Origin of the sequence: Streptomyces sp. NPDC025273, assembly GCF_040638585.1 — a bacterium.
Lineage (GTDB): Bacteria > Actinomycetota > Actinomycetes > Streptomycetales > Streptomycetaceae > Streptomyces > Streptomyces cinereorectus.
This window is the reverse complement of the sequence record NZ_JBEZYP010000001.1, coordinates 321,335-347,089: the sequence shown is the minus strand read 5'-3', so window position 1 is coordinate 347,089 and position 25,755 is coordinate 321,335. Positions and strand designations below refer to the sequence as shown.

18 protein-coding genes and 1 pseudogene are annotated in these 25,755 nt (G+C 75.1%); 12 read left to right on the top strand and 7 right to left on the bottom strand.

From position 1 onward, the window contains the following. Nucleotides 1-3: 3 nt before the first annotated feature. The 3 genes from AB0F38_RS01475 to AB0F38_RS01465 are packed head-to-tail and all read right to left on the bottom strand — an operon-like array spanning nt 4 to nt 3,124. Nucleotides 4-837 carry a sugar phosphate isomerase/epimerase family protein gene (locus tag AB0F38_RS01475; RefSeq protein WP_361884992.1) on the bottom strand — a complete coding sequence of 278 codons (834 nt, stop codon included), beginning with the start codon at nt 835-837 and terminating at the stop codon, nt 4-6. Next, nucleotides 834-1,976, bottom strand: coding sequence for a dihydrodipicolinate synthase family protein (locus AB0F38_RS01470; RefSeq protein ID WP_361884990.1), 1,143 nt, complete (start codon nt 1,974-1,976; stop codon nt 834-836). Before AB0F38_RS01470 ends, AB0F38_RS01475 begins: the two co-directional genes overlap by 4 nt. Beyond that, nucleotides 1,973-3,124, bottom strand: a complete 1,152-nt coding sequence (locus tag AB0F38_RS01465) for a Gfo/Idh/MocA family oxidoreductase (protein WP_361884988.1) — start codon at nt 3,122-3,124, stop codon at nt 1,973-1,975. Before AB0F38_RS01465 ends, AB0F38_RS01470 begins: the two co-directional genes overlap by 4 nt. A 111-nt stretch (nt 3,125-3,235) precedes the next feature. Between AB0F38_RS01465 and AB0F38_RS01460 the strand changes: the two genes are divergently transcribed. The 5 genes from AB0F38_RS01460 (at nt 3,236) to AB0F38_RS01440 (ending at nt 12,939) form a co-directional block, all read left to right on the top strand. After that, nucleotides 3,236-4,300: a LacI family DNA-binding transcriptional regulator gene (locus AB0F38_RS01460; protein WP_361884986.1), complete on the top strand. Its 1,065-nt coding sequence runs from the start codon at nt 3,236-3,238 to the stop codon at nt 4,298-4,300. A 237-nt stretch (nt 4,301-4,537) separates the two neighbouring features. Further along, a complete protein-coding gene (locus tag AB0F38_RS01455; RefSeq protein ID WP_361884984.1) occupies nt 4,538-7,723 on the top strand; it encodes a type 2 lanthipeptide synthetase LanM family protein in 3,186 nt (1,061 codons plus the stop codon). 8 nt (nt 7,724-7,731) lie between these two features. Next, a complete protein-coding gene (locus AB0F38_RS01450) occupies nt 7,732-7,926 on the top strand; it encodes a hypothetical protein (protein WP_361886701.1) in 195 nt (64 codons plus the stop codon). Between the two features lie 80 nt (nt 7,927-8,006). Continuing rightward, the gene (locus tag AB0F38_RS01445) at nt 8,007-10,922 is read left to right on the top strand and encodes an AAA family ATPase (RefSeq protein ID WP_361884982.1); all 2,916 of its coding nucleotides are present in this window, start codon (nt 8,007-8,009) and stop codon (nt 10,920-10,922) included. A gap of 193 nt (nt 10,923-11,115) precedes the next feature. Continuing rightward, nucleotides 11,116-12,939, top strand: a complete 1,824-nt coding sequence (locus AB0F38_RS01440) for a BTAD domain-containing putative transcriptional regulator (protein ID WP_361884980.1) — start codon at nt 11,116-11,118, stop codon at nt 12,937-12,939. Here the strand turns inward: AB0F38_RS01440 and lanKC are convergent. The 3 genes from lanKC to AB0F38_RS01425 all read right to left on the bottom strand — a co-directional run bounded on the left by lanKC (nt 12,926) and on the right by AB0F38_RS01425 (nt 17,220). Beyond that, the gene (gene lanKC / locus AB0F38_RS01435) at nt 12,926-15,514 is read right to left on the bottom strand and encodes a class III lanthionine synthetase LanKC (RefSeq protein ID WP_361884978.1); all 2,589 of its coding nucleotides are present in this window, start codon (nt 15,512-15,514) and stop codon (nt 12,926-12,928) included. The two genes, AB0F38_RS01440 and lanKC, sit on opposite strands and share 14 nt — an antisense overlap. Nucleotides 15,515-15,588: 74 nt before the next feature. Beyond that, entirely contained in the window at nt 15,589-16,890 is a 1,302-nt protein-coding gene (locus AB0F38_RS01430; RefSeq protein WP_361884976.1) for an MFS transporter, read from the bottom strand. 183 nt (nt 16,891-17,073) lie between these two features. Beyond that, nucleotides 17,074-17,220 carry a hypothetical protein gene (locus AB0F38_RS01425; RefSeq protein WP_361884974.1) on the bottom strand — a complete coding sequence of 49 codons (147 nt, stop codon included), beginning with the start codon at nt 17,218-17,220 and terminating at the stop codon, nt 17,074-17,076. Nucleotides 17,221-17,530: 310 nt separating this feature from the next. Between AB0F38_RS01425 and AB0F38_RS01420 the strand changes: the two genes are divergently transcribed. The 7 genes from AB0F38_RS01420 (at nt 17,531) to AB0F38_RS01390 (ending at nt 25,446) form a co-directional block, all read left to right on the top strand. Then, a complete protein-coding gene (locus tag AB0F38_RS01420) occupies nt 17,531-18,631 on the top strand; it encodes a radical SAM protein (protein WP_361884972.1) in 1,101 nt (366 codons plus the stop codon). Continuing rightward, entirely contained in the window at nt 18,628-19,362 is a 735-nt protein-coding gene (locus AB0F38_RS01415; RefSeq protein ID WP_361884970.1) for an iron-containing redox enzyme family protein, read from the top strand. The genes AB0F38_RS01420 and AB0F38_RS01415 overlap by 4 nt, the downstream gene beginning before the upstream one ends. Next, nucleotides 19,359-19,604, top strand: coding sequence for an aroma-sacti cluster domain-containing protein (locus tag AB0F38_RS01410; protein ID WP_361884968.1), 246 nt, complete (start codon nt 19,359-19,361; stop codon nt 19,602-19,604). Before AB0F38_RS01415 ends, AB0F38_RS01410 begins: the two co-directional genes overlap by 4 nt. A 280-nt stretch (nt 19,605-19,884) precedes the next feature. Further along, entirely contained in the window at nt 19,885-23,067 is a 3,183-nt protein-coding gene (locus tag AB0F38_RS01405; protein ID WP_361884966.1) for an adenylate/guanylate cyclase domain-containing protein, read from the top strand. Between the two features lie 3 nt (nt 23,068-23,070). Then, nucleotides 23,071-23,967 (top strand): S8 family serine peptidase, encoded by an 897-nt coding sequence (locus AB0F38_RS01400; protein WP_361884964.1) that lies wholly within the window; start codon nt 23,071-23,073, stop codon nt 23,965-23,967. Then, complete coding sequence (locus AB0F38_RS01395; RefSeq protein ID WP_361884962.1) at nt 23,948-24,553, top strand: GAF domain-containing protein; 606 nt, start codon at nt 23,948-23,950, stop codon at nt 24,551-24,553. Before AB0F38_RS01400 ends, AB0F38_RS01395 begins: the two co-directional genes overlap by 20 nt. A gap of 107 nt (nt 24,554-24,660) precedes the next feature. Next, entirely contained in the window at nt 24,661-25,446 is a 786-nt protein-coding gene (locus AB0F38_RS01390) for a sugar phosphate isomerase/epimerase family protein (protein WP_361884960.1), read from the top strand. Nucleotides 25,447-25,524: 78 nt separating this feature from the next. Here the strand turns inward: AB0F38_RS01390 and AB0F38_RS01385 are convergent. Further along, nucleotides 25,525-25,721, bottom strand: a pseudogene (locus tag AB0F38_RS01385) (EamA family transporter); the annotation flags it as partial. Nucleotides 25,722-25,755 lie beyond the last annotated feature (34 nt).

Below are 25,755 nucleotides of genomic sequence, written 5' to 3'. Positions count from 1 at the left end.
CTCTCAGCAGGCATGTTCCAGGTACCGGGAGGCGACCTCGGCCAGCACCTCGGCGCCGTCCCGCGCCCACAGGTCCTCGTTGAAGATCTCGACCTCGATCGGTCCGTCGAACCCGGCGGCCTCGACCTGGCGGCGCAGCGTCCGGAAGTCCACACTCCCGTCGCCCAGTTGGCCCCGGCCCAGCAGGACGCCCGCCGGAAGGGGGGTGATCCAGTCGGCCAGTTGGAAGGAGTGGATCCGGCCGCCCGCGCCGGCCCGGGCGATCTGTGCGGGCGCCTGGTCGTCCCACCAGACGTGGTACGCGTCGACGACCACGCCGACCTGCTCCGCGGGGAAGCGCTCCGCGAGGTCGAGGGCCTGGGACAGGGTGGAGACGACGCAGCGGTCGGAGGCGAACATCGGGTGCAGCGGCTCGATCGCCAGGCGGACGCCCCGCTCCTGCGCGTACGGGCCCAACTCGCCCAGCGCGTCGGCGATCCGCTCCCGGGCGGCGTACAGGTCCTTCTCGCCGGAGGGGAGCCCGCCGGAGACCAGGACCAGGGTGTCGGTGGACAGGGCCGCGGCCTCGTCCACCGCCGCCCGGTTGTCGTCCAGGGCGCGGGCCCGCCCGTCGGGATCGACGGCGGTGAGGAAGCCGCCCCGGCAGAGGCTGGTGACGGTGAGGCCCGCGTCCTTCACCAGGCGGGCGGCGCGCTCGACCCCGTACTCCTGCACGGGGGCCCGCCACAGGCTGACCTGTCCGACGCCCGCCTTGACGCAGCCCTCGGTGAGCTCGGGCAGGGACCACTGCTTGATGGTCTCCTGGTTGAGGGAGAGGCGGGAAAGACCGGTGCTCATCGTGCTCCTCCGTGGACGGCCAGCAGGGCGCGCATCCGGGTCTCGGCCAGCTCGGGGTCGGGGAACAGACCCAGCCGGTCGGCCAGTTCGTACGCCTTCGCCAGGTGCGGCAGCGAGCGCGCGGACTGCAGGCCACCGACCATCGTGAAGTGCTCCTGGTGGCCCGCCAGCCAGGCGAGGAACACGACGCCCGTCTTGTAGTAACGGGTCGGTGCCTGGAACAGGTGGCGGGACAGCTCGACCGTGGGGTCCAGGAGGGCGCGGAAGCCGTCCACGTCGCCGGTGTCCAGGACCCGCACGGCGTGCGCGGCCAGCGGGCCCAGCGGATCGAAGATGCCGAGCAGGGCGTGGCTGAAGCCCCGGTCGTCGCCCGCGATCAGCTCGGGGTAGTTGAAGTCGTCGCCGGTGTAGCAGCGCACCCCGCCGGGGAGGCGACGGCGGACGTCGATCTCGCGTTCGGCGTCCAGGAGCGACATCTTGATGCCGTCGATCTTGTCCGGGTGTTCCGCGATGACCTTCAGGAAGGTGTCGGTGGCGGCGTCGAGGTCCGATGAACCCCAGTAGCCCTCCAGCGCGGGGTCGAACATCGGTCCGAGCCAGTGCAGGACGACCGGTTCGGTGGCCTGGCGCAGGAGGTGCGCGTACGTCTCCAGGTAGTCCTCCGGGCCGTTCGCCGCGGCGGCGAGGGCGCGGGAGGCCATCAGGATGGCCTGGGCGCCGCTCTCCTCGACGAGGGCCAGCTGTTCCTCGTACGCCGCACGCACCTCGGGGAGCGTCGCGGGGCCGGTGAGCTGGTCGGTGCCGACGCCGCAGGCGATGCGGCCGCCGACCGCCCTGGCCTCGGCGGACGACCGGCGGATCAGCTCCGCCGCGCCCGCCCAGTCGAGGCCCATCCCGCGCTGCGCGGTGTCCATGGCCTCGGCGACGCCCAGGCCGTGCGACCAGAGGTGGCGGCGGAAAGCGAGGGTGGCGTCCCAGTCGACGACGGCGGGAGCGTCGGGGCTGACGTCGGCGTACGGATCGGCGACGACGTGGGCGGCGGAGAAGACCGTACGGGAGGCGAGCGCCGCGCCGCCCGGTGCGAGGGCGAGCGGGGTGGTGCGGGGCTCGTACGGCCCCTGCGGGAGGTGGATGGTCACAGGCTCAGCTCCGGTACGTCGAAGCGGCGGCCCTCGGCCGAGGACTTGAGGCCGAGCTCGGCGAGCTGGACGCCGCGGGCGCCGGCCATCAGGTCCCAGGTATAGGGCTCGTCGAGGACGATGTGGCGCAGGAAGAGCTCCCACTGGGCCTTGAAGCCGTTGTCGAAGACGGCGTTGTCGGGGACTTCCTGCCACTGGTCGCGGAACGGCTCGGTGACCGGGAGGTCGGGGTTCCAGACCGGCTTGGGGGTGGCCGAGCGGTGCTGGACGCGGCAGTTGCGGAGGCCCGCGACGGCGGAGCCGTGGGTGCCGTCGACCTGGAACTCGACGAGCTCGTCGCGGTTGACGCGGACCGCCCAGGAGGAGTTGATCTGGGCGACGGCACCGCCCGCCAGCTGGAAGGTGCCGTACGCGGCGTCGTCGGCGGTGGCGGAGTAGGGCTTGCCCTGCTCGTCCCAGCGCTGCGGAATGTGCGTCTGCACGTGCGCGGACACGCTCGTGACCTGGCCGAACAGCTCGTGCAGGACGTACTCCCAGTGCGGGAACATGTCGACGACGATGCCGCCGCCGTCCTCCGCGCGGTAGTTCCAGGACGGCCGCTGGGCGTCCTGCCAGTCACCCTCGAAGACCCAGTAGCCGAACTCCCCGCGCACGGAGAGGATCTCGCCGAAGAAGCCGCCGTCGATGAGGCGCTTCAGCTTCAGCAGACCCGGCAGGAAGATCTTGTCCTGGACGACACCGTGCTTGATTCCGGCGTCGCGGGCGAGACGGGCGAGTTCGAGCGCGCCCTCGACGTCCGTGGCGGTGGGCTTCTCGGTGTAGATGTGCTTGCCCGCGGCGATCGCCTTCTTGATCGCGTCGACGCGGGCGGAGGTGACCTGTGCGTCGAAGTAGATGTCGATCGATTCGTCGGCGAGCACCGCGTCGAGGTCCGTCGACCACTCGGTCAGACCGTGCTGGGCGGCGAGCGCCTCCAGCGCGTGGGCGCGGCGGCCGACGAGGACGGGCTCGGGCCACAGCACCTCGCCGTCACCGAGGTCGAGGCCGCCCTGCTCGCGGATCGCGAGGATCGAGCGCACCAGGTGCTGCCGGTATCCCATGCGTCCCGTGACGCCGTTCATGGCGATGCGCACTGTCCTGCGTGTCACGAAAGTTCCCTCCATACAGCCGTAGCAAGCGCTTTCTACGAGGTATGACGCTAGCCTGCCGACAGCGGCCCGGACAAGAGGGGCCGCTCCACAACTCCTCGGAGGACAGCGATGACAGTCACCCTGGCGGACGTGGCGGCCCGCGCCCGGGTGTCCCCGGCCACCGTGTCCCGCGTGCTGAACGGCAACTACCCGGTGGCCGCGTCCACCCGGGACCGGGTCCTGCGTGCGGTGGACGAGCTGGACTATGTGCTGAACGGCCCGGCCAGCTCCCTCGCCGCCGCCACGTCCGACCTCGTCGGAATCCTCGTCAACGACATCGCCGACCCGTTCTTCGGGATCATGGCGGGCGCCGCGCAGGGCGAGATCGGCGGTCCCGGGGACGGCTCCGGCCGTGGGGGCGGCGAGAAGCTGGCCGTCGTGTGCAACACCGGGGGCTCCCCCGAGCGTGAACTCACGTATCTCACGCTGCTCCAGCGCCAGCGCGCCGCGGCCGTCGTCCTCACCGGCGGGGCCCTGGAGGACCCCGCCCACCAGGCGGCCATGGCCGCGAAGCTGGCGAAGCTCGCGGACGCGGGCACCCGGATCGTCTTCTGCGGTCGCCCGCCGCTGCCGGACACGGACGCGGTCGTGGCGGCACTGGCCTTCGACAACCGGGGCGGCGGCCGGCGCCTCACCGAGCACCTGCTGGAGCTCGGCCACCGGCGGATCGGCTACGTCGCGGGCCCGCTGGAGCGCACCACGACCCGGCACCGCCTGGAGGGCCACCGCGAGGCGATGAAGGCGGCGGGACTGTACGCGGACGAGGAGAGCCTCACCGTCCACGGCCCGTACGACCGGCGCTCCGGATACGACGCGACGCTCGAACTCCTGCGCCGCGCACCGGAGGTGACGGCGGTCGTCGCCGCGAACGACACCGTGGCGCTGGGTGCCGGTGCGGCGGTCCGGGAACGCGGGCTGCGCATCCCGGAGGACGTATCGGTGGCGGGCTTCGACGATCTGCCGTTCTCGGTGGACGCGGTGCCGGCCCTGACGACCGTACGGCTGCCGCTGTTCGAGGCGGGGGCGCGGGCGGGGCGGCTGGCCATGGGCAAGGAGACGCCGCCGCCGGGGGGCATCGCGACGATCGAGGCGGAACTGATGGTGCGGGGGTCGACGGCACCACCGCGGGGGTGAGTACGCCGGCACGGGGGTGAACGCGGCGCCACCGCGGGGGTGAGCGCGCCCCCACGGAGGTGGCGCGGCGCCGGTGCCTCGGCGGGTCCGGGGGCGCCTTGGTCCCCCACGAGCGCGGGGGCGGACGCCGGCACCCGAAAGATGGGGGCGACTCCCCCATGTGCCGGTCCCCTCCCACCCTCCAGGATGGGGTGCGGGAGGACCGGTAGGCCTCCCCGGGCGAGGGAGGTGTGTGCGGTGGCGGAGAAGGATCCGGACGGCGGAGCGAAGCCGGGCGCCTCTCCCCAGGACGTCCCCCGGGCCCTTCCCCATGACGTACCGGCCGGCCCTGCGAGCACCGGTGGCCCGGAGCGGGCCCACACGCCGGACACCCGCGGCCTTCCGGGACCCCGGGAACACGGCGATCCGTGGTGGCTGCCCGGTGTCGTCGGGCAGCCACCCGCCGAGGAGCCCGACTGGGCGGTGTTCGTCCGGGAGGTGGTGGCCGGCGCGCCGCGTGAGGTGGTGGTCCCTGACCAGGAGTACCCGGGGCTGACCGGCTTCGAGCTGGTCGTGGCACCGTTCGCGGACCGGGCGGCCGACCGGGTGGCGGAACGGGCGGCCGACCAGGCAGGCGACCGGGCCGCGGGCCGCGGGACCGTCCCCGCGCAGGACCGCGACGCGGGGTCCGTACCCGTGGCCTGTTCCGCCGCCGTACTGGACGACTTCCGGTGCCACCTGGCGCGTCGCCTGGCCCGGCTCGCGGCCCGGACCCTGGTGCTGGAGCTGCACGAGGCACGGCGACGCGGCCGGCTCGGCGGGGGCGGGACGCGTGAGCGGTTCCGCGACTTCCTCCGGCTGACCGCAGGCCGGTCCGGTCTCGCCTCACTCGTCACCGGATATCCCGTGCTGGCCCGGATCGTGGCACGGGCGAGCATGAACGCGGCCGACGCGTTCGCGGAGATGCTCGGGAGGCTCGCGGCCGACCAGGAACTGCTGCAGGCCTCCGGGGTGCTCGGTGACCGGGGCACGGGGGGCCTCGGTGACCGGGGCACGGGGGGCCTCGGTCACCGGGGGCCCGGGGGGCCGACCGGGGTCGAGGTCGGCGCGGGTGACAGCCACCGCGGGGGCCGGTCGGTGATGCTGCTGCGGTTCGGCGACGGCACCCGGCTGGTGTACAAGCCGCGTCCACTCGCCACCCACCAGCACTTCAACACCCTGGTCGAATGGTTCAACTCGCTGCCCGCGACGCCGGGTCTCCGCGCCCCGCGGGTCCTGGACCGGGGGGCGTACGGCTGGGTCGAGTTCGTCGAGGAGCGGCCCTGCGACTCCGTGGAGGAGACCACCCTCTTCTACCGGCGCCAGGGCGCCCTGCTGGCGCTGCTGCACACGCTGGACGGCACCGATCTGCACCACGAGAACCTGATCGCCTGCGGCCCGCACCCCGTCCTGGTCGACGTGGAGACCCTGTTCCATCCGCCGCTGATCCCGGCCCGTTCCACCGATCCGGCCGCGCGGGCGCTGCACGCCTCGGTCCATCGTGTGGGGCTGCTGCCCCAGTTGCTCGTCGGGGACACGACCGCGCTCGACATGTCCGCCATCGGCGGCGGCCGTGCGGGCTCCTCCCCCATCGAGACTGCCGGCTGGGCGGCGGCGGGGACCGACGGGATGCGATTGGTACGGAGGGCCGGCCGGTTCACCGAATCGGCCAACCGGCCCCGGCTCGGCGGAGTTCCGGCCGACCCTTCCTCGTTCACCGAGGCCCTGTGCGACGGATTCCGCGCGGGGTACACGGCCGTGAGCGACGCCCGGGACGAACTCCTGGGAGCGAAGGGCCTGTTGCGCCTCTTCGCCCAGGACGAGATCCGCGTCGTACCCCGGCCGACCTGGACGTACACCACCCTGCTGGACGAGTCCACCCACCCCGACCTGATGCGGGACGCCACCGAACGGCACCGGATCTTCGCGCTGCTGCGGACCCGGTCCCTGGGCACCACCACGCTGCCCGGCCTGGAGGACGAGGAGATCGCGGAGCTGTGGCACGGGGACGTGCCGGTGTTCACCGCCCGGCCGGACTCCACGGATCTGTGGAGCGGCACCGGACGCCGGGTCCCCGGCCCCGAGGCTGCCTCCGGGCTGGCGCGGGTCGAGGCGAAGGTGCGGGCCCTGGACACGGTGGACCGGCAGGACCAGGAGCGCATCATCCGCGCCGCCATGGTCAGCACCTCCCCCGAGCCCGCGCACCGGGCCGGCACCGGCCACCGGCCGCTGACCGTGGCCACCGCTCCTGAACCGGAGCAGCTGCTGTCCGCCGCACGGTCGGTGGGCGACCAGCTCGTCTCGCTCGCCTACCACCACCAGGGCCGCACCAACTGGGTCGGACTGGAGCTGCTCGGCGAGCGCTACTGGCGGCTCACGCCGATGGCGGCGGACCTCGCGGGCGGTTACACGGGGCCGGCGCTCTTCCTGGCCCAGCTGGCCTCCCTGACCGGGGCCGCGCGGTACGCGGAGGCGGCCCGCGAGGCGCTGGCTCCCGTCCCCGGGCTGCTGGACGCCCTCCACGAACGGGTGGACGACCTCGGACTGCTCGGTTCCGGCGCCTACGCCGGCCTCGGCGGCATCGCGTACGCGCTGACCGAGGTGGGCGTCCTGCTGGAGGACCCCGAGGTACTGGGCTGGGCGGGGCCGGCCACCCGGCTGAGCTGCGCGGCCGGTTCGGCGGAGGACGGGTACGGGGTGCGCGGCGGCGCGGCGGGCGGGCTGGTGTCGCTGCTCGCGGTGCACAGGGCCACCGGCCGGGCCGAGGCCTGGCGGGGCGCCGCGCGGTGCGCGGAGCGGATCGCCGCGGCGCCGCTCCCGGAGGCCGGGGGCTTCGCCGAGGGGGCCGCGGGCATGGGCTGGGCGCTGTCGCGCTTCGCCGGAGCCGGGGGCGGGTCCCGCTACCGCGCCGCCGGGCTGCGGGCCCTGCGCCGCGCGGTCTCCGGCGCGGGCGGCGGGCAGGCCTGGTGCGACGGTGCGGCCGGGATCGCCCTCGCGGTCGCCGACAGCCCCGACGCGCTGGCAGATCCGGAGCTGTCCGGCTGGCTGTCGGGCCGGGCCGGTGAGCTGGCACAGGCCGCGCCGCCCGCCAACGACAGCCTCTGCCACGGCGAGCTGGGTGTTCTGGAACTCCTCGGTCACAGCGCACTCCCGGGCGTCCGTGCCCACTGGGTGCGCCGGACCGGCGCCCTGCTGGCCGCCGCGGACCGGGCGGGGCCGCGCTGCGGAACGCCCGGGAACGTGGCGCACCCCGGGCTGCTCACCGGTCTTTCGGGTATCGGACACGGGCTGTTGCGGGCGGGGTTCCCCGACCGGATCGGCTCGGCGCTGCTCATGCGCCCCTCCACCGGGGCCACCACGGGGACGACGTCCCCTTCCACCCTCCGTTGTCGACCAGTCAAGTGAGGCAGATGATGACGCAGATCAGCGAATCGGCCATGCAGGCAGCCGTCACGGCGCACGAGGGCGCCCCCGAGCACCCCGCCGGGCAGATATCCCTCGGCTCCGGCGGAGCACTCGGCCTGCGCAGCCGGCTTCTGAGCGTTTCGGAGGGCGACATCGGCTACACCCATGACCTGCCGTGGACGACCATGACGAACCCGTTGTGACCCCAACACCGGGTAGCGCACCGTGATCCACCGAATGCGGCCCACTGCCGCGTGCTGTGCGGCTCCAGTAGCCTGCGGCCATGCGAGCCACTTCGCCGGTCACGGTCGGACGAGACGATGAGATCGGCCTGCTGAGCAGCGCCCTGGACGCCGTTCAACGGCGTTCGGGGCGCGCGCTGTTCCTCCTCGGTGAAGCGGGGATCGGCAAGTCCCGGCTGGTGGGCGAGTGCGCCTACCGGGCCTACAAGCTGGGCATGCCGGTGCTGCGGGGGCGGGCCGGCTCGACCGGTCTCGTCGTACCGTTCCGCCCGCTGGTGGAGGCGCTCTCGTCCCACTTCCGGGCGGCCGGGACACCGACCGATCCGGAACTGGCTCCCTATCACCCGGCGTTGGCCAGGCTGGTGCCGGAGTGGCGGCGCGGAACCTCCCCGGGCTACCCGGAGACGGTGGTCGAGCTCGCGGAGGCGCTGCTGCGACTGCTGTCCGTGCTGGGCAGGGACACGGGCTGCGTGATCCTGCTGGAGGACCTGCACGACTCCGACACGGAGACCGTCGCGGTCGTCGAGTACGTCATCGACAATCTGGCGGACCTGCCGATCCTGCTGCTGGGCACCCTGCGGCCGGAGGCGGGGACCGCGCTGGACCTCGTACGCTCCGCCGAGCAGCGTCACACCGCGGTGGTGCGGGAGCTGCGGGTGCTCGGGGACGAACAGGTGCGGCTGCTGACCGGCGCCTGTCTGGAGACCCCGGCCGAGCGCATACCGCCCGTGGTCCAGCGGCGGCTGGCCGAGCGCGCCGCGGGCAACCCGTACCTGGTGGAGCTGCTGCTGGCCGATCTTCTCGACACCGGCCGGCTGCGCCGGACGGACGGCGGCTGGGAGGTGGCGGAACAGCCGGACGGGGCCCTTCCGTCGGGGATCCTCCGGAGCTGGGCCCGCAGGCTCGACCGGCTGGACGAGCCGGTGCGGGACCTTCTGCTGACGGCGGCCACCCTGGGCAGCCAGTTCTCGGTGAACGTGCTCCAGACCGTCACGGGTTTCGAGGACCGGGCCCTGTTCACCCACCTGAGATCCGCCGTCGAGGCGGGCGTGATCGCCCCCGACGGTGCGGCCCCCGACCGCTACACCTTCCGGCACGCGCTGACCGCCGAGGCCCTGGTCTCCTCGCTCGCTCCCGCCGAACGCGCCGCCCTCGCCCGCCGTGCCGCCGCGGCCGTCGAACACTCCGGTCAGCCGCTCGACGAGGACAGACGGCAGCTCGTCGCCTCCCTGGAACTGGCGGCGGGCAACCGTACGGGGGCGGCCCTCCAGTTCGCCGAGGCGGGGAGACGGATGCTCGCTTCGGGATCCCACGGCTCGGCCGTGGTGCTGCTGGAGCGGGCGCACTCCCTGGCCGCCGAGTCCGACCGGGCCGCCGTCGCCGAGGCCCTCGCGGTGGCCCGTGCGGAGAGCGGGGATCTGGACGGCGCCCTGGCGCTGACGGACACACTGCCACCGGTACCGGCGCGGTCCGAAGCCGCCGCCCGGCGGGGCGACGCCCACATCAAGATCGCCTGGGTGGCGGTCATGGCGGAGCGGGCCGCCGACGCGGCCCGCCAGATCGGCGCGGCGCACGTTCTGCTCGGCCCGGCGCCCTCCCCGGCCCGGCGCGCGGCCCTCGTCGTCGTCGACGGCCACCTCTCGCTGCTCCCGGGTGAGGACCGCGGGGATCCCGAGGCGGCCGAGCGGGCCGCCCTCCGCGCCGCGGAGACCGCCGAGGCCGAGGGCCTTCCCGTCGTCGCCTGCCAGGCCTGGCAGTTGCTGGCCCTGCTCTCCCGGGAGAAGGGTTTCGACGCGGCCGACGCGTGCCTGGAGCGGATGCTCACGCTGTCCACCGAGCACTCCCTGCCGTTGTGGCGGGTGGAGGCACTGGTGCGGCTGGGGGCGAACAGCTTCATGCGGACCGGTGACGCGGCCCGGCTGCACTCCGCGCGGGCGGCGGCCACGGAGCTGGGCGCGCTGCTGCTGACGCGGACGGTCGACGGGCTCCTCGCGATGAACGCGGTGATGTGCGCCCGGTGGGGCGAGGCGCAGGAGATCATCGACCGCTCGGCGGATGCCAGTGCCAGGGTCGGCAATCTGTCCGCCCATCGCTATCTGCTGCTGGCCGGGGCGACGATGGCCGCGCACCGCGGCCGCCGGCGGGAGATGGACCGGGCCCTCGCCGCGTTCCGCCGGGCGGGCGGCGAGCAGTCCTTGCTGGTGCCCCTGCGCCTGGGGCTCTGCCGCGCGATCGGCGCGCTGCTGGACGAGGACCGGGGCCGTGCCCTGTCCGACCTGGACGCCGCACTGGCGTGGGAGCGGGACCACCCGAGCTACTTCTACCTGAGCGGCCGCTACGGGCTGCGTCCGCTGCTGCGGGTGCTGTCGGGAGAGGCGGACCGGCGGGAGTACGAGGCGGCGACGGCCTCGCCCGGTGCCGGCCTGGCCTGGAACAGGCAGTTCCTGGACCTGGCGGAAGCGGTGCTGCTGGGCCGGGACGGCGACCGGGCCGGCGCCGCCCGGCTGGTGGCCGCCTTCGAGGCCCGGGCCGCGGCGTTCCCGGTGGCCCGCCACCTGGGCCTGCGACTGGTCGCGGACGCCGCCCGGGCCGACGGCTGGGGGCAGCCGGTGGCATGGCTGCGCACGGCCGAGGAGTTCTTCTACGGGGCCGGGGTGCAGCCGGTGGCGGCCGCGTGCCGGGCCGCCCTGCGGCAGGCGGGGGCGAGCGTCACCCAGCACCGCGGCGGCCGGGACCGGATCCCCTCGTCGCTGCGCACCGACGGGGTCACACCACGCGAGTACGAGGTGTTCGTGCTGCTGGCCGAGCGGCCGGGCAATCAGCAGATCGCCCGGCGGCTGTCCATCTCGCCGCGCACGGTGGAGAAGCACATGGCCAGTCTGCTCAGCAAGACGGGCCGGGCGAACCGGGCCGCCCTGTGCGAGTACGCCGCCGAGTACGCCGTCGAGCACGCCTGAAGTCCCCCTGGGCGGCGGGGTACCGCCCGGCCGGATGGGGGACGGCGACGGCGGCATGGGGGCACGGGCCGTTTTGGGTCGGGTGCGTACCCGGAAGATGCGGGCGGATCACCGATGTCCGCCGGTCGCCGGCGCGGCAGGATCGGCGGGGTACGGCAGCCTGCCGCTCGTCCCCACCCCAGGAGGCCCGCTGATGACCCGTCCTCCCGCCCGTCCCGGTCCCACCGGTGCGGTGTACTTCTCCCTCCTCGGTCCGCTCACGGCCGCGGTGGACGGCAGGCCGCTGCCGCTCGGCCCGCGCAAGCAGCGCCTCGTCCTCGCCACGCTGCTCTCCCGTCCCAACACCCCGGTGCCGGTCGACGTGCTGACCGACGTGGTGTGGCCGGACGCGCCGCCCCGGACCGCGCGCAAGAACCTGCAGGTCTACATCAGCGCGGCCCGCACCCTGTTCGGTGGCGACGTCGACCGGGACCGGGTGGTGCACGGCTGCGGCGGCTACCGGCTGCGGATCGGCGAGGGCGAGCTGGACACCCTGCGCTTCGGGGCACTGGCCCGTGCGGGCCGGGCGGCCGGCGAGCGGGGCGACCTGCGCACCGCCGCACGGCTGCTGCGGGAGGCGCTCGACCTGTGGGGGGAACGCCAGCCGCTGCACGACCTCCGGGACTCCGCCGGGGTGGCGGAGGAGGCCGAGCGTCTGGAGTCCCGGTGTCTGACGGTCTACGAGGACTGGGCCGAGGCCGAGATCGAGACCGGCCGGGCGGCCGTCGCGGTGGACGGCCTGCGGGACCTGGTGGAGCGCCACCCGCTGCGGGAGCGGCTCCGGGCGGCCTGGATGAACTCCCTGCACCAGTCCGGCCGGCAGGCGGAGGCACTGGCGGTGTACGACGACTACCGGCAGCTGCTCGCCCGGGAGCTGGGGCTGGAACCCAGCCCGGCGATGGCGGCCCTCTACGCGGACATGCTCGGCCGGGGCCGCGCCGCGAGGGCCACCCCGCCCCGGGAGACCTCCTGCGGGGTGTCGCTGCCCGCCGCCCCACGGGACTTCACCGGGCGCCGCGACGAGCTGCGCGAGGTGCTGGACGAGTCGGGCCGCGCGGCGGGAGGGGTGCTGATCGTCTCCGGCCCCGCCGGGTCCGGGAAGTCGGCGCTGGCCGTACGGGCGGCCCACCTCCTCGCGGACGGGTTCCCCGACGGGCGGGTCCACGTCCGGGTGCGGCGGGAGGACGGCGTGGCCCGCACCCGGGCCGACGTGCTGGGCGAGCTGGGGCGGCTGTGCGGGGTGCGCGTCCCGCCGGACGGGACGGAGGCCGAGGAGGCCTGGCAGGGCTGGCTGTCACAGCACCGGGCCCTGGTCGTCCTGGACGACGTACCCGACGAGGCCTCGGTGCGCGGGCTGCTGCCGCGGTCCGGGCGGTGTTCGGTGATCCTCACCGCACGCGGTCAGCTGGCCGGACTGGCCCCGGCGCACCGCGTCGGGCTGACCGCGCTCGCGTCCGGGGAGGCGCTGGAGCTGCTGGGCAGGCTGATCGGGACGGGCCGGGTGCGGACGGACCCGGCGTCGGCGCTGCGCATCGTGCGTGCCTGCGGTGCACTGCCGCTGGCGGTGGCGGTGAGCGGCATGCGGCTGGCGGTGCTGCGGCACCTGCCGCTCGCGGAGTACGCGGACCGGCTCGACGACCCGTCGGCGGCGCTGGACGAGCTGGTCGCCGGGGACGTGTCCGTACGGTCGCGGATCGCTTCGGGCTGGCAGGACCTGACCGAGGGGAACCGGGGGGCGCTGGCCCGGCTCGCCGGACTCGCGCAGGACGGCGGCTTCACCCTGGACAGCGCGATGGACGTGCTGGAATGCGGGGAACGGGTGGCGATCCGCACCGTCGAGTCGCTCATCGACTCCGGTGCGGTGACCTCCCCGGCCGGGGAGGTCACCGCACACGCCGCCCTGTACGAGGTGCCGCGCCTGCTCTGTCTGTACGCCCGCGAGCGGACCGGACCGGTGCTGCCGCTCATCCGAGGGTGAGCAGCTCCAGCAGGCCGGGGGGCGCCGCCCGTTCACCGGGCCGCGCGCCTTCGCCGCCGGACAGGAAGTGCAGGGCCAGCAGCAGACCCGCCGCGCCCGTGGCGAGGTCGGCGGAGCAGCGCCGCAGCCGCGCCCCGGGGACCAGCAGCCGGTCCTCGTCGGCGATCAGGTGCCAGGACAGATTGCGTACGGAGGCGAGCACCTCGGCACCCGTGCGGTCGTCCCCGCCCAGCTGGCCGGCGGTGGCGACGAGTCCGGCGCGGCCGGTGAACAGGCCTGGTTCGCGGACGAATTCGAGGGCGCAGCCCTTGCGGACCCCGGGGAGCAGGGCCGCGAGGCCGGGCGCTTCGCGCCGGGCGAGGTACGCCTGCGCCACCAGGGCGAAGCCGCCGCTGCCCTGGTCGAGGTAGAGCAGATGGCGCCGCCCGTCCTTCACCTGGACGGTGCCGTCGGGCATCGTGACGCAGTGCCCGGCCTCCCGGTCCAGGACGGTGCGGGCCGCGTCCAGGAGCCAGTCCTCACCGGTCAGGGCGTGGAGTTCCAGGTGCAGCAGGGCGATGCCGCTCAGCCCGCGCAGCAGTCCGGCCGAGGCGGGGACCTGCGGACCGTCGGCGTCGCCCCGGACGAGGCAGTCGAGGCTCCAGGCGGTGCGTACGGCCGATTCGAGGAGCTCGGGGTCGGGTGCCGAGCCGCCCGTGCGGGCCATGCGCAGCGCTGCGAGCGCGATGCCGGCGCGGCCGGTGAGCAGGTCGGCCGAGGCGGCCGGGGGTGCGGCGGCCGAGGCCCGTTCGAGGATCTCCCTGCCCTCCGCCCGGCGGCCCAGCCCGGCCAGCACCACGGCTGTGCCCGGCAGTCCGTCGAAGAGCCCGCCCGCCGCCGCGGGGTCGCGGCGGCGGGCGGCGGCGGCGAGCCAGTCCGTCCACGCGTCCGGGACGGGGGCGCCGACCCGGTGCAGGGCGTAGAGCACCCCGGCCGCACCGTGCGCGAGATCCGTCCCGCCGGTGGCGAACGCCTTGGGGTCCCCGGGGAAGAGGCGGTCGGAGCGGTCGGGGGTCGCTGCCGCGTGGATGCCGGCCAGCAGGCGGGCGCGGAGCTCCTGCCAGTCGGGGGCGGGGCCGCCGAGGAGGGCCGCGATCTCGCCCTCCCGGCTGTGCGGTCCGGACACGGCCCGCAGGGCGGCCGGGCGGTGCGGTCCGGCGCCGGGCGCCAGGCCGTAGCGCGTGCGGGCCCACCGTTCGAGCGTGACGGCCTTGGCCCGGTCGTGTCCGGCCATTTCCATGAGGGGCATGAGCATGGTGAGCCAGGTCGCCCACAGCGCGTAGGCGTCGGCCTCGGCACCGGGTGTGCCGCTCGGCGCCTGGAGGCCCGGTGCGCCGGCCAGCGGGGTGTCCTGGTCGTCGAGGGCGGTGGCGTACTCGAAGTCGATGAGGGCCACGCGGCCGTCGGGCCTGACGATGATGTTGGAGGGGTGCAGGTCGCCGAAGCGCAGACCGCGTTCGTGAACCGCCGCCAGCGCGCGTGTGAGCCCGTCGGTCACGGAGTCCACCCAGGCGGTGTAGGCGGCGAGTCCGGCGGGCGATCCGGCCCCGCGCACCAGGGCGAAGCGAGCGACGATCTCGTCGAAGAGGGTGGTTCCCTCGATGTGTTCCTCGATCAGGAAGTGGTGCTCCCACACGGTCCGCACCCCGTACACCTCGGGCACGCAGTCCAGCCCGGCCAGCGCGGTCAGCGCCCGGTGCTCGCGGTGCAGCCGCAGCACCGCGTCGTCGCCCGCCGCGTCGAGGCCGCAGTGCGGGCGGGCCTCGCGCAGCACCACCTGCCGGCCGGTGTCCCGGTGCCGGGCCAGGTAGATCCCGCCGGCGTTGGAGAACTGGAGGGCTTCGGTGACGGTGTAGGGGAAGGTGGTGTCGCCGGCGGCGGCACGGGCGGCGAGGTGCGGGCGGAGCGCCTCGGGGACGGTGACCCATGCGGGCATCCGGAACACCACACCGCGTGTGTCGGGCACGAGTTCGCCCGACGGGTGCCGCAGGGCGGGCACACGCGCGCCTTCCGCGTCGCGGCACCAGCGTGCGACGAACGCCCCGTAGCGGACGTAGACGGGGGCGTCGCCGATGCGCAGGTCGCTGAGGATGTACGGGCCCCGGCGCCCGTGCAGGGCCCGGGACAGCTCGTCGGCCAGCGTCAGGAAGACGGTCTCGTCCGGCGGGTAGAGCGTGAGGAACTTCCCGGCGCCGCTGCGGGCCATGTACTTGCCGGACATCAGCAGGAGTGCCTGCTCACTGCGCAGGAACTTGAACGGCACACCGTGGCGGAGGCAGATCCGGGCGGTGTCGCGCAGGGTCGCGGCGGCCTCCTCGGGCACGGTGGAGACGTGGATCTTCCAGCCCTGCTCGGCCGGTTCGCGGTCCTCGGGCAGCAGCGAGGTCCACAGGCCCGCGGCGGCGCGCCGCCATCCGGCCGGTGGCGGTGCGGCGTCGAGCGGGTAGCGGGTCGCCTCGTCCGGCAGCCGTGCCGGGGTCTCGTAGTACGTACGGTCGGCGAGGCAATAGAGCTGGGTCTCCTGGATGCCGGGCACGGCTTTCCTCCTCGGGGCGCGCCGGGACCGGCGGCGTCGTGGGTCGGTCGGGCTGGCCGCGCGACCGTTCTTCGTCAGTCCCCCGGGCGGGCGAGGGCCGCTCCCGCCGGTTCGGGGCCGGCGCCGTCGGAGGCCTTCGTGTCCTCGGTGTCCTCGCCTGCCCCGCCGGCCGCCGGGGCCGCCCCGGCACGGACCGAGGGGGCGAGCGTCACCACGGCCGCCGACACGGCCAGCACGCAGCCGATCGCGCCGAAGGCGGCGCGGCTGCCCAGGGCGGTCAGCAGGGCGCCGCCCGCGAGCGGCCCGAACGGCTGGACGATCGAGGACAGGAAGGTCGCCGCGCTCTGCACCCTGCCGACACGGTCCTCCGGGGTGACGGTCAGCAGGGTGGACAGGAATCCGATGCTGGCGACCGTTGCCAGGCACATGCAGACCGCGCACAGCACGCCGGCCACCAGCGGGCTGCGGAGCCAGGCCAGCGCCGCGGCCGTCAGCACGCAGGTCCAGCAGGTGGCGACGATGAGGGCCCGGCCGTACCGGTCGGGACCGATCCGGGGCGCGAGCAGCGCGCCGAGGAGTGCGCCCGCGGACACGCAGGTGATGACGAAGCCGCCGCCGAGACCGGACTTCCCGTGTTCGGAGAAGACGCTGAGCGCCGTGAACGTGAGCGCGCCGAACGCGAAGTTCATGCCCAGGCCGAAGACGAGCAGCACCGTACGCAGATAGGGCAGCTGCCACAGGAAGGTGAGCCCGGCGGTGAGTTCCCGGCGGCTGAACACCGAACCGGCCTTGGTCCTGGCCTTGGAGCGGGTGCGTACGAGGGCGACGCAGACGGTCGACAGGAGCAGGCCGAGGGCCTGGGCCGCGAAGGGCAGGGCGGGGTGGACACCGAACAGCGCACCGCCGACGAGAGGGCCGGCCAGCCGGACCGTGGAGGTGCGCGCCTGGAGCCGCGCGGTGGCCGTGCCCATCTGGTCGGGCGGCACGACCGCGCGCATCAGGCCGAAGGCGGCGGGGGCGTAGACACTGTTGAGGACGGCGCCGGCGGTCGCGACCAGCAGGACGAGCGCCAGGGGGGCGTGCCCGTACCAGACGGCGAGGCTGAGGGCGGTGACCGCCGCGAGGCTCCCCGCGTCGCACAGCCGCATCAGGCGGCGGCGTTCGACCCGGTCGGCCATGACTCCGCCCGGCAGCATCGTGATCAGCACGGCGCCGACGGACACCGTTCCCACGGCGCCTGCCTGCACCGCGGATCCCGTCTCCTTGAGGACCAGCAGGGGCAGGGCCAGGGCGCCCGTCTGGGCGCCCAGAACGGCGAAGAGGCCGCTCATCCAGAGCAGCCGGAAATCCCGGTTGGAGCGGAGCGGCGTGGCCATCGGGAGCTCCCTGTGTACGTCGGGGCGGCTGGAGCGGAGGGGCGGCCCGTGGGAGGAACCGGGCCGGACAGCGGGGCGGGGCGGCCTCCGTGAACCACGGAGGCCGCCCCGTCTCCGGCCGGCCGGGCGCCACGGCGCCGAGGTGTCGGCCTCGGACGGACGTGGCACGCGGCCGGTAGCCGGTCAGTTCTCGACGACGCTCAGCAGGCTGATGCAGTTGCCGGGCGGCTGCTCGCGGTCGATCGTCGCCGACTCCTGGAGGTCCAGGACGGAGTGCGCCTCGACCTCGGGGGTCTCGTTGTCGTCGGCGGGCTTGGTGTTCTCGGACATGGTGGTCTCCGTCCACTCGTCGCTGTGCCGGCCCGGATCCTGCGGCTGTCCGCCGCGGCCCGGTGCCTGCCGTTGCCGAGAAAGTTAGGAAGGGTGGCCTGGCGAACGCTTCGGCGCCGGTATGGCGCCGGTATGGGACCAGTTCGCCGTGGCCGGACGGCCGGTTCCCGGGCGGCACGGCGGGCTCCGAACCCCTGGCGACCTGCGCACATACCGCTCCTGAAGCGGTTGTGGACCGTCGCCGAACCGCCGCGGCGCACCCTGGGTACGCGCCCGACGTGCCTCAGCCCTCTGAAGGAGGCGGCCCCGCATGGAACTCGGCGAACTCGTCGGACATCGGCCCTTCCCCGCCGCCGGTCTGCTGCTCGGCCTCACCCGGCGCTGCCCTCTGCGGTGCTCCCACTGTTCCACCGGATCGGCCATGACCGTGCGGGAGGAGCCGGACGCCGGCCAACTGCTGCGCTTCGTGGGCTCCTTCACCGAGCGGAACCGTCCCGAGGTCGTGATGCTGACCGGCGGGGAGCCACTGCTGCTGCCCGAGCTCGCCGGGGAGCTGAGCACCCTCGCCCGCCGGGCCGGCTCGCGTACCGCGCTGCTCAGCGGCATGTTCTTCGCCCGTTCCCGGGAGATTCCCCCGGCGGTCCTGCGTGCGATCGGCCGGGTCGACCACTTCTCCGCCAGCCTGGACGTCCACCACGAGCGGGAGGTCCCGCGGGCCGACGTGTTCCGTGCCGTGCACCGGATCCGGGAGACGGGCGTGGCCGTGAGCTTCCATCTCACCGGGACGGGCGCGGACGACCCCTATCTCGCGGACATCACCCGGGCCGTCGACGAGGAGTTCGACGGCCGGGTGCCCTGCCTCGTCAACGAGGTGCGGCCGTTCGGGCGGGCCGCGTCCTGGGCGCGGCCCGCCCGTACCGCGCCGGACGCGGGCGCGGCGTCGCCGTGCGCGATGGCAGCCTGGCCCGTGGTCGCCTTCGACGGCAGGGTGCTGGCCTGCTGCAACCAGGACACCGTCGACCTGCGGCCCGTCCCCGCCCACCTGGACCTCGGGCACATCGCGGTCGACGACTGGGCGGCCGTACGCCGGCGCGCCCAGGAGTCCCCGGTGCTCCGCATGATCCGTACGGTCGGACCCACGCATCTGTCCGCCAGGTCATCCGTGTCCCGGCCCGGTTCGTACTGCGAGGGCTGCCGGGCGCTGGGCGCCGACGAGGAGGCGGCGGCCGGGGCACTGGCGGCCGGGGCGGCGGGGGCGCTGCTGGACCTGGCGGCGGCCCACCGGGGCGCGGCGGACGGTCCGGAGGGAGTCGTCCGGCGGCACGGCTGCGCGGCGTACGCACCACTCGTCGTCGCGGGCGGACCGGCCGCCGGCTCCGTCACCGGCGCTGCCCGGCGGAGCCCCCGGTGAGCGCCACCGGACCGAGCCCGTCGGCGCGGCTGCGGATCACCCTGCGGCTGGGGGACAGCGGTCTGCGGGGCGCGCTGGACCACATGTGGCGTGCCGAGGACCTGTTGCCCCGCTACCGGAGGTATCTGTGCGCCATGCACGCCGTGGTGCGGGCCTCCGTCCCCCTGATGCTCAGGGCCCGGGAGCGCGCCCGGCTGCTGGACACCTGCGGCGACCCGCTGGGCGCTCCGCTGGCCGACTACCTGGCGGAGCACGTCCAGGAGGAGGACGGACACGACACCTGGCTGCTGGAGGACCTCCGCTCGGCGGGCTGGGTCCCCGCGGACGCCCTCGGCCCGATGCCGTCACCGGACGTCGCCGGACTCGCCGGCGCCCAGTACTACTGGATCGAGCACCACCACCCGGTGACGCTGCTCGGCTACATCGCGGTGCTGGAGGGCTACGCCCCCTCCCCCGGCCTGACGCCCCGCGTCGCCCGGCTGACGGGACTGCCCGACGCCGCACTGCGGACCGTACGGGAACACGCCACGCTCGACACGGGCCACCTGGACGAGCTGTACGCACTGCTGGACCGGCTGCCGCTGACCCGGGACCAGGAGGCGGCCGTGACGGTCAGCGCACTGCACTCCCTCGACGCGCTCACCCAGCTGTTCGTCCGGCTCGGGCGCTCCGCTGCGGCGCCGTCGCCGCGGGGAGCCGGACCTTCCTCACCGATCGGAGTCACACCATGACCGGACCGTCCGGGAGCAGCGGAGCTCCTCGCCCGGCCGAGGGCGGGCAACGGCCCGCCCTGCCCGCCGCGTTGTACGAGGCCGGGCTGCCCGTGGACCTGCTCACCGACGAGCAGCGCCTCGTGCTCAGCGAGCTGACCGCGCAGGAGCTCGCCGTGCTCCTCGACATCAAGAGCAGGCTCGACGCCGTGGAACCCGAGGTCCGGGCACACGGCGAGATAGCCGGCGGGGCCCTGTTCTAGGGGGCTTCCGTTCGGACAGGGCCGGAATCAGGGAGCGGGCTCCGGTACGTGCGACGGGGTCTCCCCTGCTCGGCGGAGCCGAGCAGGGGGAGGTTTCGGCGACTGACGGCAACGCCCCGGACGCGCGTGCCGGGGCCGCGAGCCCGGCACGGTCCGAACGAGCGGCCCCAGGACCCTCGGAGAGGCCGGCCGGGGCCCGGTGCGGCCGGTACGCCACGGCCGCACCGGCCGACCACCCCGGCCGGGCAGCACTGCCCGATCCCGGAGACAAGGACTCCTCATGACCTGCCCCTCGTGCCGCCAGGGCCTGCCGCCGGCTGCCCGGTTCTGCTCCTTCTGCGGAACGCCGTGCGCCGTCGCCGCCGCGCCGGCCGACGACGAACGCAAGCCGGTGACGGTGCTCTTCTGTGACCTCGTCGGCTCCACGGCGCTGTCCGGCGTGCTGGATCCGGAGACACTGCGCACGGTGACGCTGCGGTACTTCGAGGCGATGAGCGCGGAGATCGTGGCACGGGGCGGCACCCCGGAGAAGTTCATCGGGGACGCCGTCATGGCGGTGTTCGGTGTGCCGGTGGTCCGGGAGGACGATGCCCGCCGCGCGCTGGCCGCCGCACTGGGGATGCGGAACGCGCTGGCCCGCCTCAACGAGGAGCTGCACACCACGCTCGGCATCAGGCTGGCCACCCGGATCGGCGTCAACACCGGCCAGGTGGTGGCCGGCGGCGACGCGACGGCCCGCCAGGCCCTGGTGTCCGGGGAGACCGTCAACATCGCCGCCCGCCTGGAGCAGAACGCGGGCCCCGGTGAGATCCTCATCGGTCCCGACACCCTGCGCGCCGCCGGGCCGACGGTGTCGGCACAGGCCACCGGACCGCTCCGGCTGAAGGGCAAGCAGGACAGCGTGGACGCCTACCGGCTGCTCGCCCTGGGCACGGACGATCCCGAGCAGCTGCGCCGCTTCGACGTCCCGTTCGTCGGGCGCCGGGCCGAACAGGACGCCCTGGACACGGCCTTGGAGGACACCGTGCGGAGCGGATGCGCGGGCTTGCTGCGGATCACCGGGGAGGCGGGCATCGGCAAGACCCGGCTGGTACGGGAGTGGCTGGTGCGGCGCTCGGCCGAGGGCATCCTCACGTACGGCGCGGGCCGGTGCCGCAGTTACGGGGACCACGGCACGCTCACCCCGCTCGCCGACGCCCTGCGCTCCCTGCCGGCCCCCGCCCGGACGCACCGGTACGAGGACGGGGCAGACGGGGACGCCCGGGCGCTGCTCTCCGGGGGCCTGCTGCGCGACGGGACCCCGAACGCGCCCTTCGAGGACATGTGCGCGGCGCTGACCACGGTGCTGGACCGGGCCGCCCGGATCCGCCCGGTCCTCCTGGTCCTCGACGACTGGCACGCTGCGGAGCCCCTCCTGGTGCGCACGGTGGAGCGGCTGACGAACCGTGCGGGACCCGCGGGCGTGCTGGTGGTCTGTGTGGGCCGTCCGGACGCGGCGGACATCGGTCCGGGCGGGCCGGGCCGGGACGCGGGGCATCTCCAGCTCACCGGTCTGCCGCCGGAGGAGGCCGCCCTGCTCGCCGCCGGGCTGGCCGGGATCGACGGCCGGCCGGGCCCGGTGGACGAACGGCTCGTGGCGCGTTCCGAGGGCAATCCGCTCTACCTGGAACAGCTGCTGGTCGGCACACCGGACGGGGCGCCGGGAGCCGGGCGGCCGGACGTGGAGCTGCCCCCGACGCTGCAGGCCCTGCTCGGTGCCCGGATCGGGGCGCTGGCCAGGGCGGAGCGGAACGTGGTCGACCTGGCGGCCGTGATCGGCCGGGAGTTCACCGCCGCGGAGCTGGTGCTGCTGGAGCTGTCCACGCGGACGGCCGAGCGGCCCGCGTCCGGGCCGGTGGCCGTCGGCCACCGGGCGCGGGACCTGCGGCGCGTCGAGGAAGCGCTGACGGTGCTGGGCCGGCGGCGCCTGGTGGAGCCGGCCCCACCGGCCTCGGACCTGCCCGCGTACCGGTTCAGCAGCGGGCTGGTGCACGAGGTGACGTACGCCTCGCTGTCCAAGCGGGCCAAGGCGGACCGGCACGCCTGGGCTGCCGAGCTGCCCAGTGTGCTGCGGGCCGGGGACGGCGCCGTCGGCGGCCACCTGGAGCGGGCCCACCGCTACCGCGCCGAGCTGGGGCTGCTCGACGACCGCACCCGGCAGCTGCGGGACCGCGCCGCCACGGCCCTGGGCCGGGCCGGGGCGCAGGCCGCGGCCCGGTCCGACCTGCCCTGGGCGCACAGCCTGCTGGAGCGGGCGGTGGACCTGGACCCGGGCGGTGCGGGCTCCGTTCGCCGGCTCGGCGAGGTACGGGTGGCGCTCGGGCACACCGAGGCCGGGGCCGGACTGCTGCGCCGGGTGCGGGATCTGGAGTCCGCCCCGGTGGAGGCGGCGCACGCCCGGCTGGCCCTCGCGGTCCTGGATCCCCGGGGCCCGGGGCCCGGCCCCGCGGCCACGGCCCGGGCGGTGCTGCCGGTCTTCGAGGCGGCCGGGGACTCGGTCGGCCGGGCGCGGGCGCACCTGCGGCTCGCCCAGCAGCTCCAGCGTTCGGGCCGGCACGAGGAGGCGGAACGCGACCAGGCGCGGGCCCTGGAGCAGGCGGTGCTCGCCGGGGCGGAACCGGAGCGGGCCGGGGCCCTCGGGGCCATCGGGATCTCCCTGTGGCGCGGCCCGGTCCCGGCGCCCCGGGCGGTGACCCGCTGCCGCGCCCTGCTGGCGGCGCACGGCGGGGGCAGGCCCACGGTGCGGCTCACCCTCAACTGCCCGCTGGCGGTGCTGTACGCGCTCCAGGACCGGCCCCGCGAGGCACACGGCGCCCTGGCCGAGGCGGAGACGCTGGCCCGGCAGCTCGGGTTCGCCGAGGCGGACGTCTTCCTCCCGGTGTTCCGGGCGGCGGTGGAGTCGCTGCTCGGGCACGGCTCCGCCGCGCTCGCCCTGCTGGCCCGGGCGGACGAGGCGGCCCGGCGCTCCGGTGGGACGGGGATGCGGACGGCCGTCGCGCTGGACGCGGCCCGGCTCGAACTCGACGACGGCCGGACGCAGCGGGCCGCGGCCTGGGTCGCCTCCGTCGGCGAGGCATCGGACCTGAGCCATGCCGACGCCGTCGACCTGGAGGGCCTGCGGGGCCGGCTGGCGGCGGCCCGGGAGCGTCCGGCGGAGGCGGTCGCCCACGCGGACCGGGCGGTGCGGGCCTCGCTGCTCACCGACTCCCCGCTGGTCCAGGCGACGGCCGAGCTGGACCGGGCCCGCACCCTGTCCGCGCTGGGCCGACGGGCCGATGCCCTGGTCTGCGCACGGGCCGCGCGGGACCACTTCGCGAGCAAGGGGCACCTGCCGGGGGTCCGCCGGGCCGCCGGCCTCACCCGGGACGGGGCCGGGGACGGGGCCGGGGCCGGGCCCGTGGTCACGACGACGGAAAGGAGCTGACCGATGGGAACCACGGGAACGGGCACGGGAACGGGCACGGCACCGGGGCAGGGACTGACCTGGAGCCTGCGGGGGCGCAGCCCCGAGGACGTGCCCGTGCTGGCGGACGCGGGGCCGCCGGGCGGTCGGCCCGAGGAATCCGCCACGGGGCGGGGCGTACGGGTGTGCGTGGTGGATTCGGGGGTGGAGCGCGACCATCCGCAGGTCGGCCCGCTCGCCGGGTCCTGGGTGGTGGTCAAGGACGGGGAGACCGGCGAGATCACGGTCGAGCCGACCACCACCGGGGACACCTGCGGGCACGGGACGGCGTGCGCGGGCATCATCCGCCGGACCGCCCCCGACTGCGAGATCCACAGCGTCCGGGTGCTCGGCGAACGCTTCTCCGGGACGGGCGATGTGCTGATGGCCGGGCTGCGCTGGGCCGTGGAGCAACGCTTCGACGTGGTGAACCTGAGCCTGTCGACCACCCGCACCCGGTTCGCCCAGGAGCTGCACAGCCTGGCCGACGACGCCTACTTCGCCCGTACGGTCATCGTGGCCTCGGCCCACAACACCCCGGTGGAGAGCTTCCCCTGGCGGTTCGCCTCGGTGATCTCCGTCGGCAGCCACCAGGAGGACGACCCCGGACTCCACCTGTACAACCCCGACCCCCCGGTGGAGTTCTTCGGGCCGGGTCAGAACGTGTCCGTGCCGTGGCTGGGCGGCAGGACGATCCGGACCACCGGCAACAGCTTCGCCACGCCGTACATCGCCGGGCTGTGCACCCGCATCCTCTCCGCGCACCCCGGCGTGACGGTCTTCCAGCTCAAGAACGCCCTCTATCTGTCCGCGGCCAACGTGCACCACGGCCCGCGTCCTTCCACAGCGGCAGGAGACATCCGTGACGACTCCGAGAACTGACTCCCCCCTCGCGTCCGCGGCCACCCCGGCCGACGGTCCCCGGCGCGAACTGCTCCAGTCCGTCGTCGACGTGGCGCGCGCGATCTTCGGCGCCGCGGCCAGCTCGGTCTTCCTGCTCGACGAGGAGGCGGACGAACTGGTCTTCCAGGCGGTCTCCGGGGAGGGCGAGGAGTTCCTCGTGGGCCGCCGCTTCCCGGCCGGGCGCGGCATCGCCGGCTGGGTGGCGACCTCGGGCGAGCCGATGGTGGTGGACGACCTGACCACCGATTCCTCCTTCGACCGCTCGCTGGCGGAGTCCACCGCCTATGTGCCGAACGCGCTGATGGCGGCCCCGCTGATCAGCGAATCACGGATCCTGGGGGTGCTGGAGGTGCTGGACCCCTCGCCCCAGGCCCGGTCGGGCGTGCGCGAGCTGGACCTGCTGGCGATGTTCGCCCGGCAGGCCGCCGCGGCCCTGCGGGTGATCACCCCGGAACGCGCCGTGGGCAGCCCGGTTCCCGTCGGCCGGTCTCTGGACGGGGCGCAGCGCGAGGACGCGCTGAGGCTGCTCGGCAGTCTGGAGCAGGTGCTGCGGGGTACCGGCTGACGGCGGCGCCGGGCAGCCGCTCGCAGGAGTGCCGACCGGCCCGGCGGGCAGGAGCCGGTGAGGGCGCCGGACCGGGCTCCCGCAGCTGACCAGAGGAAGGACACCACGTGAAGCTCGCTTTCTCGACCCTCGGAGTGCCGGGTATGCCCGTGGCCGAGGTGGTGCGACTGGCCGCCGGTCACGGGTACCAGGGCGTGGAGCTGCGCACCCATCCCGAGGAGCCCGTGCATCCGGGCCTCACTCCGCGCGAACGGGCGGCGGTGGTCGAGGAGTTCACGAGGGGCGGGGTCGAGATCCTGGCCCTCGCCGGGTATGTGCGGGTCGCCGCCGAGGGTGAGGACGCGCCCGTGCTGGCCGAGCTCGCCGGGCTGGTGGAGCTGGCCCGCGACCTGGGGGCGGCCTACGTCCGGGTGTTCCCGGGGGGCGGCCGGGACCTCGCCGAGGCCGACGCGACGGCCGCCCGGCGGCTGGGCGCCGCGGCTCCGCACGCCGCCGACATGGGCGTACGGATCCTCCTGGAGACCCATGACTCGCACCGCGCCGGGGCCGACGTGGCCCGGGTGGTGGGGACGGTCGGGCACGGGCAGATCGGCGCGCTCTGGGATGTCATGCACACCTGGCTGGCGGGCGAGGAGCCGGTGACCGGCCATGCGGTGCTCGCCCCGCACCTCGGATACGTACAGGTGAAGGACATCGCGTCGGCCCAGGACACCGCGCCGCTGGCCCTCGGGGAGGGGGTGCTGCCGCTGAAGGCCTGTCTGGACGTGCTGGACACCGACACGTGGGTGTGCTGGGAGTACGAGAAGCGCTGGCACCCCGGCGCGCCGGAGCTGCCGGGGCTGCTGGCCGCGGGGCGGGAGCACCTGCTGCGGCTCGGCGCGCCGAAGCAGTAGGCCTCAGACCCGCCTCGCCCGCGCCTCGGCGGGCGAGGGCGTCCGCGGGGCGGTGGTCCGGGGGCCGGACAGGGAGGTCAGCGCCGCGGCGCACCACCGCGGCGGGCTGATGTCCTCGCCGAGGGACAGCGCCGCCGAGGACATCCCGAAGACCGGCACGAGCAGGGTGAACGGGGCGACGGACGTGGCCGGGTGGTGACGGAGCAGGAAGCCCCGGCCCCGAAGCCGAAGACCGTGGTGACCCGGGCGACGTGGACGATGATGCCGGTCCCGCTGGACCGATCGCGGGGACCATGGAGCACCAGCGCG